Genomic DNA, 15,800 nt, shown 5'->3' on the forward strand with positions numbered 1-15,800 from the left:
ACCATTGGTGGGGTCCAACTATAGGGGATCAGATGGGCTGGATTGACAGTTCACGCCGAACGCCCTCAATCAAGGGTTAACACTTGGTCGAAGCCGGGAGTTTTTGCACCGGAACCGAGATCACCCCAGCATCGACGATGCGCAACTCAAGCTGGAGATCATCCGCGCCGAGGTCGAGGCCATGACCCTGATGTTCAACGGCATGCCCCTGCCCCCTGTGACCATCTCGATCGGTGTGTCCGACACCCTGGGCGGCGATGCCGAAGCCCTGCTCAAGCAGGCCGATGAGCGCCTCTATCACGCCAAGCGCACCGGCCGCAACCGTGTGGTGACCCGCATCGAACACCGCGCCAATGTGGAGGAAGGCATGGCCGAAACCACTGCGGTGCCTTCCATGCCCGCCAGCCCCCTCGGAGGGCCCTGATCTCATTTGCTCAAGCGATCCGGATCGGTCGCTGTGGCCTCCATGCTGACGGCTGACAAGCCACTCGCCTGGGACACCACTACCCGATTGCGCCCCTGCCGCTTGGCTTCGTACAGGGCCTCGTCCGCACGCCGGATCAGCGTGGCAGAGCTGCCACCGATGGCATGGGCCACGCCTACCGAGATGGTGACGGTGGGCAGATCCTGTCCACTGTTCTTGAGGTGCATGCTCTCGACTGCGAAGCGCACCTGCTGCACCCGTGCCTCGGCATCCGTCACGTCACAGCCGGGCAGGATGAGCGCCAACTCCTCACCGCCGTAGCGGCAGGCAATGTCATAGCCGCGGATGTTCTCCTGCAGCACCGCCCCGATCGCCCGCAGCACCGCATCACCCGCATCGTGGCCATATTGGTCGTTGAAGCGCTTGAAGTGGTCCACGTCGATCATGGCCAGCGACACGGGCCGTTGATCGCGGCGGGCACGCTGAAGCTCGTGCACCAGGGCTTCGTCCATGTAGCGGCGGTTGTAAAGGCCCGTCAGGCCATCGCTCATGGCCTGATCCTGCAGGGATGTGCGCAGCTTGAGGTTGCTCAGGGCCAGCTTAAGCGTCTCGGCAAAACGGCTGGCGCGCGATTGCACGTCGGTCATCTGCTGCTCGGTAGGCACATAGCTTTCGCAGAACAGATGCAAAGCGCCCACCACCTCGCCGTGAGCAGCCATGGGCACGCAGATATAGGGCCGCAACTCCTGCACGGGGATCGTCTGCATGTGCGGGCAGCACACACTGCTGTGGTAGTTGAAGAACGCGTGCGGTTTGCCGCGCCGCATGCCCCAGCAATCTCGGCCGTTGAACTGCTTCTCAAGCGAGGTGCTGATGGTGCCCCACTCGGCGCCGATGGTCAGCTCATTGCCGCCGTCGCGCGATGCCGCGATCCACCCCGACCAGCCCGGAAACAGGCGCAATGCCGAGAGCTTGATGATGTTGAAGGCCTCCGCCAGGTCTTCCGTTGCGTGCAGCATGTCGCCCGTGTCCTGCAGCACACCGCCTTCGCCTTGTGCCGCTTCGAGCTGCAGCACGGTTTCCTGCAAGCGCTGGCGCTGCGTGGCGGCTTCCAGCTCGGCCTGTTTGCGTGCGTCGATATCGATGAAATAGCCTTTGCGCTCACCGATCTGCCGGTCGATCATGGAGTTGTAGCGGAACCAGCGGTAGGCGCCATCGGCCATGCGCAGGCGCACTTCCACCTCCAGCGTGGTCTCGCTCTGGCTTTCCATGGTCTTCATGAAATCGGCCCGGATGCGTTCGGTGTCTTCCGGGTGCACGATGGACCACGATGTCTGCAGGTTCAGCAAGGTGTCCGGGTCGTAACCCCACAGCTTGATCACGTTGGCCGATACATAGACAAAGCGCGAGTTGCCCTTGACCCACCGCACCCGCACCATCACCACGGGGCCTGTGGTCAGCATCTGGCGCTCTTCGTCCAGCGCGATCTGGTTGAGCTTGTTCTGGTGCACGTCGATCAGGGTGCCGTACAGGCGCACGGCACGGCGGTTGGAGGTCCACTCCACCACGCGCGCACGGGCCATCACCCAGCGCCATTCATCAGGGCCGACAGAGATGCGGTAGTGCGCCTCGTAGCTGCTGCTCATGCCGGCGATGTAGTCGTCCATGCCGCGCTGCGCATCGTCGACATCGGCCGGGTGCAGGTGCCTCTTCCAGGCGCCGCGGTCAAAACTCTGTGAAGTGAGCGGCAAGCGGCGGCCGCCCCCCAGGTAGAGGAACTTGTCGACGAAGCTGATGGTGTTGGCTCGGACATCCACCTCGAAGAAGTTGACCTCGGCCGTCTCCATCATGGCATCACGGCGGGCCTCGGCGCGGCGCTGCTCGGCCACCATCTCATCGGCGAGGCTGCGGGCGCGCCCTTCCAACTCACGGTTGGACTGCTCCAGATCGCCAATGCGCAGCAGGTTCTGCTGGGCCAGCCGGTGTTCGAACATGAAGGCCACGAAAGCCATCATGATCAGCACCAGCGTACCGCCTGCCACGGCCTGGGCCAGCAGCAGCGTGTCGATGATGGCCCCGCCCGTGATGCAGATGGTGTTGGGGGCGAAGTGCGCCGCCGCCATGGCCACGTAATGCATGCCGGCAATCGCCGAGCCCAATGACAAGGTGGCCAGCGTGGACTGTGTCGATGTACGAACCGGACGGGTCGCCACCCACAGTGCCGAATAGGACAGTGCGAACGCGCACAGCAGGGACAGCACCAGGGCGCCCAGGTGGTAATCGATGCCCGGCTGGACCTGCATGGCCGCCATGCCGGCGAAATGCATGGCGCCGATACCACCCGCCTGGATGCCGCCCGCCACGATCAGGCGCATACCCTTCATCGGAGGGCCGCCCGTCTGATGCTTCTCCAGCATCCACAGCACGAAGAAGGAGGCCACCACCGCCGGCACGATGGACGCAACGGTCACGCCCAGGTGGTAAGTGATGGCGATCGGCAGTTTGAAGGCCAGCATGCCGATGAAATGCATGGCCCAGATGCCCATGCCCATGACCAGCCCGCCGACCAGCCGCCAGCGGCGCCGCTGCACGGGCGAGAAATCGGGCATGGCACGCGCGATGTGCAGGAAAACTGCCGCTGCCAATACGCCCACAGCCCAGGACAGGACAACCAACGCGGGTTGAAACTCTCCGTTCACATGGCCTCCGGAAAAGCTTTCTGAGTGAGGGCCACCCAGCCATCCTCAAAAGCCCAGGACCTGTGCGGCATTACTGGCAGTTTCCTCCATCAAATGGAAAACGGAAATACCAGCAAGGCCATTGTGAGGCGCAAAAAGAGTTGGTTCAAAAATAATCGCGGGGCAAACGTGGCCTTTATCGCGATTTGAAAGATGTCCGTGATGTCAATCACGGAACCGTCAGTCGTCGGACGCGGGATCCAGCCCGGGAAACAGCACCGAGGTGAAGCCGAAACGGCTGAAATCTCGGATCCGCATAGGGTAGAGCGTGCCGATCAGGTGATCGCACTCATGCTGCACGACCCGGGCGTGAAAGCCCTCGGCCTCTCGGTCAATGGGCTGCCCCTGGGGATCAAAGCCGGTGTAGCGAATGCGGGCATAGCGAGGGACCACACCGCGCAGGCCGGGAACAGACAGGCAGCCCTCCCAGCCGTCGTCCTGGTCCGCCGCCAACGGTGTGATGGTGGGATTGATCAGCACGGTGCGGGGCACGGCCGGTGCATCCGGATAACGTTCGTTGCGATCGAAACCAAATATGACCACGGACAGATCGACCCCGATCTGCGGCGCGGCCAGGCCTGCGCCATTCGCCGCAGCCATGGTGTCGAACAGATCCGTGATCAAAGCATCGAGTTCGGGCGTTCCAAATTGTTCGACCGGTCGTGCTATTTTCAGCAGCCGCGGATCACCCATTTTGAGAATTTCTCGAACGGCCATGTGATGCGGCTCCTTTTATGTGGGACTGTCACCATCGCGCAGCAAGGCCTGCAAGCCCGCCTCATCCAGCACGGGCACACCCAGGCTCTGCGCTTTTTCAAGCTTGCTGCCGGCTTCCGCCCCCGCCACCACATAGTGGGTTTTCTTGGACACGGATCCGGCCACCTTGCCGCCAGCGGCCTCGATCAGGGCCTTGGCGTCCTCCCGGCCCAGGGTGGGCAAGGTGCCGGTCAGCACGAAGGTCTTGCCATACAACGGCAGGGCGGCAGCATCGGCTGCGGCGGAAGGCTCCTGCTCCGCCCAGGTGATGCCCGCGGCGCGCAACTGCTCCACCACCTCGGCGTTGTGGGCCTGGTCAAAAAAGGTGCGGATGCTCTGGGCCACGATCGGCCCGACATCGTTGACGGCCAGCAACTGATCCAGGCTGGCGTTCATGATGCCGGCCTTCTTGTCGTCGTCCTTGTGGCCCAGTTGGCCGAAATGGCGGGCCAAGTCCTTGGCGGTGGTCTCGCCCACGTGGCGGATACCCAGGCCGAACAGGAAGCGGGGCAAGGTGGTCTGCTTGCTCTTGTCCAGCGCATCGACGATGTTCTGCGCGCTCTTGTCGGCCATGCGCTCCAGTTGCGCCAGTTTGGCCACGCCCAGCTTGTACAGATCCGGCAAGGTGCGCACGATGTGGCCTTCGACCAGTTGGTCGACCAGCTTCTCGCCCAGGCCTTCGATGTCCAGGGCACGGCGCTGGGCAAAATGCAGGATGGCCTGCTTGCGCTGCGCTGCGCAGAACAGCCCGCCCGAGCAACGGTGGTTCACCTCGCCGGGTTCGCGCACCACAGCGCTGCCGCACACCGGGCATTGCGTGGGCATGCGGAAGTTGGGTACGTACTGCGGGCGCACCGCCGCGATGATGCTGACCACCTCGGGGATCACATCGCCCGCGCGGCGCACGATGACCTGATCACCCACGCGCACATGCTTGCGGCGCAGCTCGAACAGGTTGTGCAGGGTGGCGTTGGTCACGGTGACACCGCCCACGAACACGGGCTTGAGCCGCGCCACGGGCGTGAGTTTGCCGGTGCGGCCCACCTGGATGTCGATGCCCTCGATCAGCGTCACCTGCTCCTGGGCGGGGTATTTGTGGGCCACGGCCCAGCGCGGCTCACGTGAGACGAAGCCCAGCCGGGCCTGCAGTTCACGCTGGTTGACCTTGTAGACCACACCATCGATGTCGAAGGGCAACTGGTCACGCTCGCTGCCGATGGCCTGGTGGTAGGCGATCAGGCCGTCTGCCCCCTGGGCCACGGTGCGCCGGTCGGACACGGGCAGGCCGAAGGATTGCAGCGCATCGAGCAGGCCGCTGTGCGTGGGCGGCACGTCCCAGCCCTGGACATCGCCCAGGCCATAGGCAAAGAAGCTCAAGGGACGCTTGGCGGAGATGCTGGGGTCCAGCTGGCGCACGGCACCGGCCGCGGCGTTGCGCGGGTTCACGAAGGTCTTGTCGCCCTGCTCGCGCTGATGCTCGTTCAGCTTTTCGAAGTCATCACGGCGCATGTAGACCTCGCCGCGCACCTCCAGCACCGGCGCGCTCACACCCTTCAGTCGCAACGGGATCTGGCGGATGTTGCGGATGTTCTGGGTGACGTCTTCACCCAGTTCGCCATCACCGCGCGTAGCGGCCTGTACCAGGGTGCTGTTCACGTAACGCAGGTTGATGGCCAGGCCGTCGAACTTCAGTTCGGCCGCGTACTCGATGGGCGCATCGGCCTCGGTCAGGGCCAGTTCGCGGCGTACCCGCGCGTCGAAGTTGCGGGCGCCCGAGGCCTCGGTGTCCGTCTCCGTGCGGATGGACAGCATGGGCACGGCGTGGCGCACGGGCGTAAAGCCCTCCAGCACCTGGCCCAGCACGCGCTGGGTGGGTGAATCGGGCGTGCGCAGATCCGGGTGAGCTTCTTCCAGGGCCTGCAGCGCCTTGAACAAGCGGTCGTACTCCGCATCCGGGATCTGGGGCGCGTCCAGCACGTAGTACTGGTGCGCGTGGTGGTGCAGCACCTCGCGCAGCTGGGCGACCTGCTGGGCGGGCGTGGCCTCGTCGATGGAAGGCGCGTCAGCGCCGAACAGGGAATCTTGCATGCGCGCGGTCGCGAGGAAGGACCGAGAGGCGACGAGCGCCACCCGGTGAGGAAACGGGCAGGAACAGGAAAAATCAATCAGCTGAACAGGCGACGGGCCGCGGTCGAACCAGCCGCCAGATCCCGCTGGGCCAGGGCCTCGTACAGGCGCTGCAGTTCACCTTCGATGGCGGCGAACGCAGCGGGCGAGAACGCCCTGCCCTGATCATCCGCCATCACGGCATCCAAGGCCAGCGAGAGGGCTTCGCCAGCAGCGCACCAGCTCTTGAAGGGTTCCAGCTCAGGCGCGGTCTGCGGCACGTCGAAAGCCAGTTGCAGCTCGCGCAGGCTGGCCTGATCAGTGTCGTCGGCAAAGGCAGCCTGGGCATCGAAGTGGAGCGTCAGCACGGGCGGAGCGCCCTCTTCCTGGGCCGGCATCACCAGGCGGCCAGGCAGGGAGCCAGGCACGAAGCCATGGCGCGTGGCCTGCTGCTGCAGGTAGCCCACGGACCAGGCGCTGCCGCGCGCGTGCAGGCGCATGGCCAACTGGGCGTCGTGCTCGCTGGCGAAGGTGTCCAGTTCCTTGGCGCGGGCCACGATGTCCAGCATGTCCGGGAACTCGACGGAAGCACCCAGCGAATCAGCGAAGGCCTGCACCTTCTGCACGAACTCGGAATATTCAATCTCGTTGAGGCCACCCAGGCGGTTGGCCAGCAGCACGCCGGCCTGCAACTCGCTGTAGGTCACGCCGCTCTGCGGGGCCTCCCACTCGCCGCAATCGACACGCAGGCCCTCGATCATGAAGGACTTGCTGCCAGCGCGACGGGTGGACGGCAGGTGGGCCAGCACCTGATCACCCGTGAGCGGGGTGTCCACGCTGACCACGGCAATGGCGTCGATCAGGGCGTCCAGCCGGACCTGCCCCTTGCGCAGGGCAGGCTGAGACACCGAGGCAGACAAAGGCTCGCTGTCAGGCCCCGGGATGCCGCTGCCATCGGGCAGTTCGGCCAGGGTGGACAGCGGATCATGGGGCTCCGCGCGGCGGGGCGCACGGGCCGCGCTCTTGCGGGCCGTCCAGGCGCCATGCGCGACCACGGCGGCCAGCACGAGGCCGCCCAGCAGCGCCAGTCCCAGGGTGAGTGAATTGCTCATGTTTGTCGGGTGAACTTCTTGGTGTCTTGTCGTTGTGTGCCGGCGCGCCGCGAAAGGTTCAGGCCGCGTGCGCCATGCCGATGGCCGCTTCCATGTCCACGGCCACGATGCGCGAGACGCCCTGCTCCTGCATGGTCACGCCCACCAACTGCTCGGCCATCTCCATCGCGATCTTGTTGTGCGAGATGAAGAGAAACTGCGTGCCGGCCGACATGGCCTTGACCAGGCGGGCATAGCGCTCGGTGTTGGCGTCGTCCAGCGGCGCGTCCACTTCGTCCAGCAGGCAGAACGGTGCGGGGTTGAGCTGGAAGATGGCGAACACCAGGGCGATGGCGGTCAGCGCCTTCTCGCCGCCCGAGAGCAGGTGGATGGTGCTGTTCTTCTTGCCCGGCGGATGGGCCATCACCTGCACGCCGGCATCCAGGATCTCGTCGCCCGTCATCACCAGCTTGGCACTGCCACCGCCGAACAGGCTAGGGAACATGCGCCCGAAGTGCTCGTTGACAGTGTTGAAGGTGCCCATCAGCAGGTCGCGCGTTTCCAGGTCGATCTTGTGGATCGCGTCTTCCAGCGTGGTGATGGCGTCCAGCAGGTCGGCGGTCTGCGAATCGAGGAAGCTTTTGCGCTCGCGTGCAGCGGTCAGCTCATCGAGCGCGGCCAGGTTCACGGCGCCCAGGGCGTTGATGTCGCGCTGGATGCGGTCGATCTCGGTCTGCAGGCCATAGAGCTTGACGCCGTCCTGCTCGATCTGCGCGGCCAGGGCCTCCAGATCGACCTCGGCGGCCTTGAGCTGCTCCATGAACTGCGCCCCGCCCAGGCTGGCGGCCTGCTCTTCCAGCTGCAGCTTGGTGATCTGGTCACGCAGGGGCTGCAGGCTGCGCTCGAAGGCCATGCGCTGCTCGTCAGCACGGCGCAATTGGGCGGAGAGGTCTTCGTAGCGGTTGCGGGTCTCGGCCAGCAGGCCCTCCTTCTGCACGCGCACAGCCAGGGCGTCGTCCAGGCCGGTCTGCGCGGTGGCGTCGCTCAGGCGGGCGTGCTCTTCGTGCAACTGCACGGCCGAGGCCTCGTTGGTCTGGATCTGCTGCTGGGCGGTTTCGATGCCGCGCTGCAACTCGCCACGGCGGGCGGCCAGCGAGCGGGCGCTGAACTGCGCTTCTTGCGCCTGGCGCTCCAGCGTGCGGGATTGCTCGCGCGATTGGGTCAGCTTGCGCTCGGCCTCGATCACGCCTTCTTCGAGCTGGGCATGCTTCTCCTGGGCGTCGGCCAGGCTCAGGTCGAGTTCTTCGAAGCGGGCTTCGCCGGTGGCGCGGCGCTCTTGCAGCTCGTCCAGTTGCGCATCGACCTCGGCCAACTCGCCGGCGATCTGATCGCGGCGGGTGTTGGCCTGCTCGGCCTGCTGGCTCAGGCGCAGCACTTCGACCTGCAACTGGTGCGTGCGTTGCTGCGAGTCGCTGGCGTCGCGGCGCAGCACGGCCAGCCGCTGCGAGGCGTCGGTGTAGGCGGCCTCGGCGCGGATCAGGGCGGCGCGGGCGTCCTCGGCCATCAGGGCCTGGGCACGCACCTGCTTTTCCAGGTTCTCGATCTCCTGCGCGCGGGCCAGCATGCCGGCCTGCTCGGAATCGGGCGCGTAGAAGCTCACGGCAAACTGGCTCACGGTGTGGCCGGCGCGGGTCATGATGACCTCGCCATGCGTGAGCTTGCCGCGGCTGGCCATGGCCTCGTCCAGGCTGGCGGCCGTGTAGACGCCTTCCAGCCAGTCGTTCATCAGGGCCTTGAGACCGGCGTCGTTCAGGCGCAGCAACTCCGACAGGCGCGGCAGTGTCTGGTGCGTGTTCTGGATGGCGCCCTGGGGCAGGCTGTAGAAAGCCAGCTTGGCGGGCGGTGCGTCGTTCTCGAAGGCGCGCACGGTGTCGACGCGGCCGACTTCCAGCGCGGCCAGACGCTCGCGCAAGGCTGATTCGAGCGCATTTTCCCAGCCGGTCTCGATGTGCACGCGGCTCCACAGGCCTTGCAGGCCCTCCAGGCCGTGCTTGGCCAGCCAGGGCTTGAGCTTGCCTTCGGTCTGCACCTTCTCCTGTAAGGCACGCAGGGCCTCCAGGCGGGCAGCCAGTTCGGATTGGCGGGCAGCCTGGTCGTTAGATTCCTGCTGGCGGGCCTTGCGGGCATCGTCCAGGGTGGGCACCGATTCGGTCAGTTCGCCCAGTTGCGCCTCGAAGATGGCCTGTTCTTCCTGGCCGGTGGCGAGCTGTTGCTTCAGGTCGGCCAGACGGGCCTCGTCCGGCGTGGCCAGGCCCTGCTTTTCCAGCGCCAGGCGCTCGCGGCGCAGGTTGAACTGGCGCGATTGCTCGTCGATGTTGCGTGATTCGGCGGCCAGCAGCTGGATCTGCTGCTGCACCTGCCCGGCCACGCCACGCTGTTCGTTGGCGCGCTGGGTGGCTGCGCGAACGGTGTCTTCCAAAGCTGGCACATGGCCGGCCAGTTCTTCAGCCTGCGCGGCCAGGATCTCAGCCTGCTCTTCGGCCGCCGCCATCTTCTCGGCCAGCTCTTTGAGCTCGTGCTCGGCAGATTCGCGACGCTCGGCCCACTGGTCGTTCTGGCCTTTCAGTTCGGCCAGGCGTTGCTCCACCCGCTGGCGGCCTTCGACCACGTAGCGGATGCGCTCTTCCAGGCGGCTCACCTCCAGGCTGGCTTCGGCCAATGCACCTTGCGCGGCATGCAGCTCGTCGCTGGACGTGTAGTGGGCCTGGCGCACATGCTCCAGCTCAGCCTCCACCTGGCGCAACTCGGCCATGCGAGATTCGAGCGCGTTGGTTGCCTCCAGGAAGGCCTGCTTGACGCGGGTCTCTTCGGTGGACGCATCGCGGTGCTTCAGGAACCACAGCTGATGCAGCTTGAGCGTGCCCTGCTCTTGCAGGCCCCGGTACTGGGTGGCCACCTCGGCCTGGCGCTCCAGCTTCTCGAGGTTGTTGTTCAGCTCGCGCAGGATGTCATCGACGCGGGTCAGGTTCTCGCGCGTGTCCTTCAGGCGGTTCTCGGTTTCGCGGCGGCGCTCCTTGTACTTGGAGACGCCCGCGGCTTCTTCCAGGAACAGGCGCAGCTCTTCCGGCTTGGATTCGATGATCCGGCTGATCGTGCCCTGGCCGATGATGGCGTAGGCGCGCGGCCCCAGGCCCGTGCCCAGGAACACGTCCTGCACATCGCGGCGGCGCACCGGCTGGTTGTTGATGAAGTAGCTGGAGGTGCCGTCACGCGTCAGCACGCGCTTGACGGCGATCTCGGCGAACTGGTTCCACTGACCACCGGCGCGCGCATCCTCATTGCTGAAGACGAGTTCCACGCTGGAACGGCTGGCCGGCTTGCGGTTGCCCGAACCGTTGAAGATCACGTCCTGCATGGATTCGCCACGCAGCTCGGACGCCTTCGATTCGCCCAGCACCCAGCGCACCGCGTCCATGATGTTGGACTTGCCGCAGCCATTGGGCCCCACCACCCCCACGAGCTGCCCGGGCAGCTGGAAATGCGTGGGCTCGGCAAACGATTTGAAGCCAGACAGCTTGATCGAGTTCAGGCGCATGCGGTCAAGAATGGACTGGGGCCGGAAAGGCCAACTTAAGTCGTTGATTTAATTGAAAAAACCCGCATGAAAGCCTGGCGGGTGGGTGCAGGGATGATAGCATCGCGCCTTCGGGCATCTCCCTGCCCTTCCCTCTGTCAAACGCAAGTCGATCCCATGGCCAAGAAAGCCCCTGCCGGCACCACCGCCAGCACCCAGAAGAACACCGCCGCCAAGCCCTCGGCGCCTGCCCGCAAGGCGGGCAAGGCCGCCATCGATGTCGGCACCCGCGCCAAGCCAGCCAATCCGCCCTCGGTGCCGTCCAAGCACCTGGACGTGTTCCCCAACCCGGCTCCGGAACGCGACTTCGTCATCCAGTTCCAGATCCCCGAGTTCACCTGCTTCTGCCCGCTGACCGGCCAGCCAGACTTCGCGCACTTCACGATCGACTGCATCGCCGACAAGCAATGCATCGAGCTCAAGAGCCTGAAGATGTACATGTGGAGCTACCGCAACGAGGGCGCCTTCCACGAGAAGGTGACCAACGACATCCTCACGGACATGGTCAAGGCCATCAATCCGCGCTTCCTGAGGATCACGGCCAAGTGGTACGTGCGTGGCGGCATCTACACCAACGTGGTGGCCGAGCACCGCAAGAAGGGCTGGAAGCCCGCGCCCAAGGTCGATCTGCCCGAGCATTCGCAGGACACCGGGCTGCTGGGCTGAGCGAGCCGTCCGACGCTTGATCTGACGCAAGGCCACCTTCGGGTGGCTTTTTGGTTGGAGGGCGCCCAAACGACCTTGATTAAACACAAGGGGAAATCCTCTCCCCGAAATGCAGGGCATGGTGACGCGCGGATGATTCACGTTCAGTTACACATGCAGAAAAAGGACACACAATAGCGCGCGAGCCCTCAGCGCCTTGTTGGCGCTTGTTGCCGCCTTCACTTTGCGCGCATGACCCGATCGACCGCTCGTCTGCTGACCGCCCTGCTGCTGACCACGCTGGCTTGCCCTGTCGTGCTGGCGCAAGGCTGCCAGCCGCGCGCGTTGACCGCCTTGCCCGCCAAGCTGCCGCTGGAAGGCCAAGCCGTCCAAGCCATCGCCTGCAAGGATGCCGAAGGCGAGCACCTGTTCATCGAAAGCCGGGCGCAACCCGAGCCCGTACGCGGCAAGCCCCAGCCTCAGGTACTGTCCTTCTACAAGTTCACGCTGGGCACAGGCCAGACAGCACAGCGACGCTGGCAGGCACGGGATTTCCTCCCAGCCGACGACAGCGCACGCGCCGTGCCGGCAGCCGCGTCACGCGCCGACCGCTTCGTGGTCAAGGACATCGACGGCGATGGCCTGGCCGAAGCCTTCATCGCCTACGCCCTGCCCGGCCGTGCCGGGGCCGGCAGCGAGGGCAAGCTGCTGGTCTTCTACAAGGACCGCAAGTACGCCATCCGCGGGGCCGTGGCCCAGGGGCCAGATGATTTCGCCTCGCGCACATTGGATCCGAGCTTCCAGACTCTGCCGCTGTCCGTGCAGACCTACGCGCTCACCTTGTGGGACCAGGTGGCCCTGCCCCGTGCCCCCATCGGCCCGGGTGGCGCCCCCGTGATACAGGCCGCGCTGCGATGAGAACCCCCAGGGCTGGGCTACGCCCAGCCCGCCCCCCGAGGGGGTGAGGAAACTTGGGGCGGCCCTGCGTTTCCTCATGAGCCTCGGGGCGGGGATAATCCTGCCCATGAATCCGCTGCTGTCTTCTCTCCAGCCCTACCCCTTCGAGCGCCTGCGCGGCCTCACCAAGGGTGTCCAGGGCAACCCGGCCCTGAGCCCCATCAGTCTGGGCATCGGCGAGCCCAAGCACCCCACGCCCGATTTCATCAAGCAGGCCTTGACCGATTCGCTCGACGGCCTGGCCAGCTACCCGGCCACCGCCGGCGAGCCCGCCCTGCGTGAGGCCTGCGCAGCCTGGGTACAGCGCCGCTACGGCCTGAGCCTGGACGCGGCCACGCAGATCCTGCCCGTCAACGGATCGCGCGAGGCTTTGTTCGCCCTGGCGCAGGTCGTGATCGACCCGACAATGCACCGCGAAGCTGGCGGCCCCACCGTCGTCAGCCCGAATCCGTTCTATCAAATCTACGAAGGCGCGGCCCTGCTGTCCGGAGCCCGGGTGGTCTACGCCAACTCCGACCCGGCCCGCAATTTCGCGGCCGACTGGGGCGCCATCCCTGAATCGACCTGGGCGACCACGCAGCTGCTGTTCGTCTGCTCGCCGGGTAACCCGACCGGCGCGGTCATGCCGCTGGACGAATGGCGCAAGCTGTTCGAACTGAGCGACCGCCACGGCTTCGTGATCGCCTCGGACGAGTGCTATTCGGAAATCTACTTCCGCGAAGGCGCCGATGCCGCGCCGCTGGGTGGCCTGCAGGCCGCCGCTCAACTGGGCCGCAGCGACTTCCGCAACCTGATCATGCTGACCAGCCTGTCCAAGCGCTCCAACGTGCCGGGCATGCGCTCCGGCTTCGTGGCAGGTGATGCGGCGCTGATCAAGGCCTTCCTGCTCTACCGTACTTACCACGGCAGCGCCATGGGCCCGGCCATCCAGCGCGCCAGCGTGGCCGCCTGGAACGACGAGGCCCACGTGGTGGAAAACCGCGCCCTGTACCGAGAGAAGTTCGAGCGCGTCACGCCCGTGCTGGCCGACGTGATGGACGTGGCCCTGCCCGATGCCGGCTTCTACCTGTGGGCCGCCGTGCCTGAACGGTTCGCCCCCCAAGCCGCCGCAGCGGGCCTGAGCCTGGACGAATGGTTCACCCGCGAACTGCTGGCTCAATACAATGTCGCTGTTCTGCCCGGCAGCTACCTGGCGCGCGAAGCCCAGGGCGTCAACCCGGGCAGCGGCCGCGTGCGCATGGCCCTGGTGGCCGGTGTCGACGAATGCGTCGAGGCCGCCCAGCGCATCCGCAGCTTCATCCAGGCCGCCGCCTGATTTCACCCATCCTGACCCGATCCTACTGAGGACGACAAGAACATGACCCAAGCCAACGCCCAAAGCATCATCGACAACGCCTGGGAACAGCGCGCTTCGCTGTCCGCCACCAGCGCGCCCACCGACATCCGCAACGCCGTCAACTGCATCCTGAGCGATCTGGACACCGGCAAGCTGCGCGTGGCCGAGAAGATCGACGGCCAGTGGGTCACCCACCAGTGGATCAAGAAAGCCGTGCTGCTGAGCTTCCGCCTGAACGACAACGTCGAGATCCGCTCCGGCGAGCTGGGCTTCTTCGACAAAGTGCCCACCAAGTACGGCACGATGACCGAAGCCGAGATCCGCGCCACCGGCGTGCGCGTGGTGCCTCCCGCCGTGGCGCGCAAGGGCAGCTTCCAAGCCAAGAACGTGATCCTGATGCCGTCCTACGTGAACATCGGCGCCTACGTCGATGAAGGCACCATGGTCGATACCTGGGCCACGGTCGGCTCCTGCGCTCAGATCGGCAAGAACGTTCACCTGTCGGGCGGCGTCGGCATCGGTGGCGTGCTCGAGCCTCTGCAGGCCAACCCCACCATCATCGAAGACAACTGCTTCATCGGCGCTCGCTCCGAGATCGTCGAAGGCGTGATCGTCGAAGAGAACTCGGTGATCTCCATGGGCGTGTACATCGGCCAGAGCACCAAGATCTACGACCGCGCCACCGGCGAAGTGACTTATGGCCGCATCCCGGCCGGTTCGGTGGTGGTGAGCGGGAATCTGCCCAGTGCCGATGGCAAGTATTCGCTGTACTGTGCCGTGATCGTCAAGCGCGTGGACGCCCAGACGCGCTCCAAGACGAGCATCAACGACCTGCTGCGCGGCGCCTGATCTTCGCCCGGGTAGGATCGTCCGGATTACACGGCAAGACCTCAAGCTGAAGGGAGCACTTGATGAGCGATGGGAACCTGGAACGCGTGCTGCGCATCATGGCCGAGAAGAAGGCCTCCGACGTCTTCCTGTCGGCCAACACGCCCATCCTCATCAAGATCCACGGCCAGATCCTGCAGTTGACGGACCAGATCCTGACGCCTTCGCAGCCGCGCCAGTTGCTGTCGGAGATGCTCAGCCCGGCCCAGATGGAAGAGCTGGACGAGACCGGCGAGCTCAACGTCGGCCTGACCTTGCGCGGCGTGGCCATCTTCCGCCTGAGCGCATTCAAGCAGCGCGGCTCGGTAGCGGCGGTGTTCCGCTACATCCCTTCTGACATCCCACCGCTGGACACGCTCAACGTACCCGAGGTGCTGTCGCAACTGGTGCTCGAAAAGCGCGGCCTGATCATCCTGGCCGGCGCCACCGGCACGGGTAAGAGCACCACGCTGGCCGCCATGCTGGAGCACCGCAACCAGCGCATGACGGGCCACATCCTCACCATCGAGGATCCGATGGAATTTTTGTTCTCGAACAAGAAATCCATCGTCAACCAGCGCGAGATCGGGCGCGACACGCAATCGCTGCAGGTCGGCCTGCGCAACGCGCTGCGCCAGGCCCCGGATTGCATCCTGATCGGCGAAATCCGTGACCGCGAGACCATGACGGCCGCGATCTCGTACGCGCTGTCGGGCCACCTGGTGCTGTCCACACTGCACGCCAACAACAGCTACCACGCGCTGGGCCGGATCCTGTCCTTCTACACGCCCGAATCGCGCCCGGCCCTGCTGAGCGACCTGGCCTCGGGCCTCAAGTCCATCGTCTCGCAGCGCCTGCTGCGCAACACCTCCGGTGGCCGCGTGCCGGCCGTGGAAGTGCTGCTCAACACCCAGCACATCAGCGAGATGATCGAGCGCAGCGACTTCACGGGCATCAAGGAGGCCATGGAAAAGTCCATGGCGCCGGGCTCACAGACCTTCGAGCAGGACATCGCACGCCTGATCAACGAAGGCCTGGTCACGCGCGACGAGGGCATGACCTACTCCGATTCGCCCACCAACCTGATGTGGCGCCTGCAGAACGACATGGGCAACCAGTCGAAGCTGACGCCCAAGCAGGAGGAGGTCGACGACGGCCCCTCCTTCACCGAGATCACGCTGGACGTGCACGAAGAGCGACGTGCCAGCGGCGGTCTGTTCTGACGCCCCCATGGGCCAGTGCGTGA

The 15,800-nt window shown here is 65.5% G+C and carries 11 protein-coding genes; 6 read left to right on the top strand and 5 right to left on the bottom strand.

Features of this window, described 5'->3' with window-relative positions; genetic code table 11:
* The first annotated feature begins 103 nt into the window (after positions 1 to 103).
* Complete coding sequence (locus tag WAQ08_RS21515) at positions 104 to 424, top strand: GGDEF domain-containing protein (RefSeq protein ID WP_422194630.1); 321 nt, start codon at positions 104 to 106, stop codon at positions 422 to 424.
* Between the two features lie 2 nt (positions 425 to 426).
* Here the strand turns inward: WAQ08_RS21515 and WAQ08_RS21520 are convergent, their stop codons facing one another.
* From WAQ08_RS21520 to smc, 5 genes are all read right to left on the bottom strand, one after another.
* Positions 427 to 3,033: a diguanylate cyclase gene (locus WAQ08_RS21520; protein WP_422194631.1), complete on the bottom strand. Its 2,607-nt coding sequence runs from the start codon at positions 3,031 to 3,033 to the stop codon at positions 427 to 429.
* 309 nt (positions 3,034 to 3,342) lie between these two features.
* A complete protein-coding gene (def, locus tag WAQ08_RS21525; protein WP_422194633.1) occupies positions 3,343 to 3,879 on the bottom strand; it encodes a peptide deformylase in 537 nt (178 codons plus the stop codon).
* A 15-nt stretch (positions 3,880 to 3,894) separates the two neighbouring features.
* On the bottom strand, positions 3,895 to 6,006 hold the full coding sequence (ligA, locus tag WAQ08_RS21530; protein WP_422194635.1) for an NAD-dependent DNA ligase LigA: 2,112 nt from the start codon (positions 6,004 to 6,006) through the stop codon (positions 3,895 to 3,897).
* 77 nt (positions 6,007 to 6,083) lie between these two features.
* Positions 6,084 to 7,136: a cell division protein FtsZ gene (locus WAQ08_RS21535; RefSeq protein ID WP_422194637.1), complete on the bottom strand. Its 1,053-nt coding sequence runs from the start codon at positions 7,134 to 7,136 to the stop codon at positions 6,084 to 6,086.
* 58 nt (positions 7,137 to 7,194) lie between these two features.
* Positions 7,195 to 10,710, bottom strand: a complete 3,516-nt coding sequence (gene smc, locus WAQ08_RS21540) for a chromosome segregation protein SMC (RefSeq protein WP_422194639.1) — start codon at positions 10,708 to 10,710, stop codon at positions 7,195 to 7,197.
* A gap of 156 nt (positions 10,711 to 10,866) precedes the next feature.
* Between smc and queF the strand changes: the two genes are divergently transcribed.
* The 5 genes from queF to WAQ08_RS21565 all read left to right on the top strand — a co-directional run bounded on the left by queF (position 10,867) and on the right by WAQ08_RS21565 (position 15,777).
* Positions 10,867 to 11,415, top strand: a complete 549-nt coding sequence (gene queF / locus WAQ08_RS21545) for a preQ(1) synthase (protein WP_422194641.1) — start codon at positions 10,867 to 10,869, stop codon at positions 11,413 to 11,415.
* Positions 11,416 to 11,646: 231 nt separating this feature from the next.
* Positions 11,647 to 12,312: a M949_RS01915 family surface polysaccharide biosynthesis protein gene (locus WAQ08_RS21550; RefSeq protein ID WP_422194644.1), complete on the top strand. Its 666-nt coding sequence runs from the start codon at positions 11,647 to 11,649 to the stop codon at positions 12,310 to 12,312.
* A gap of 106 nt (positions 12,313 to 12,418) precedes the next feature.
* Positions 12,419 to 13,666, top strand: coding sequence for a succinyldiaminopimelate transaminase (gene dapC / locus WAQ08_RS21555; protein WP_422194646.1), 1,248 nt, complete (start codon positions 12,419 to 12,421; stop codon positions 13,664 to 13,666).
* Positions 13,667 to 13,708: 42 nt separating this feature from the next.
* The gene (gene dapD / locus WAQ08_RS21560) at positions 13,709 to 14,536 is read left to right on the top strand and encodes a 2,3,4,5-tetrahydropyridine-2,6-dicarboxylate N-succinyltransferase (protein ID WP_422194648.1); all 828 of its coding nucleotides are present in this window, start codon (positions 13,709 to 13,711) and stop codon (positions 14,534 to 14,536) included.
* A gap of 62 nt (positions 14,537 to 14,598) precedes the next feature.
* Positions 14,599 to 15,777: a PilT/PilU family type 4a pilus ATPase gene (locus tag WAQ08_RS21565; protein WP_422194651.1), complete on the top strand. Its 1,179-nt coding sequence runs from the start codon at positions 14,599 to 14,601 to the stop codon at positions 15,775 to 15,777.
* Positions 15,778 to 15,800 lie beyond the last annotated feature (23 nt).

This window comes from Aquabacterium sp. (genome assembly GCF_049274795.1).
Lineage (GTDB): Bacteria > Pseudomonadota > Gammaproteobacteria > Burkholderiales > Burkholderiaceae_C > Aquabacterium.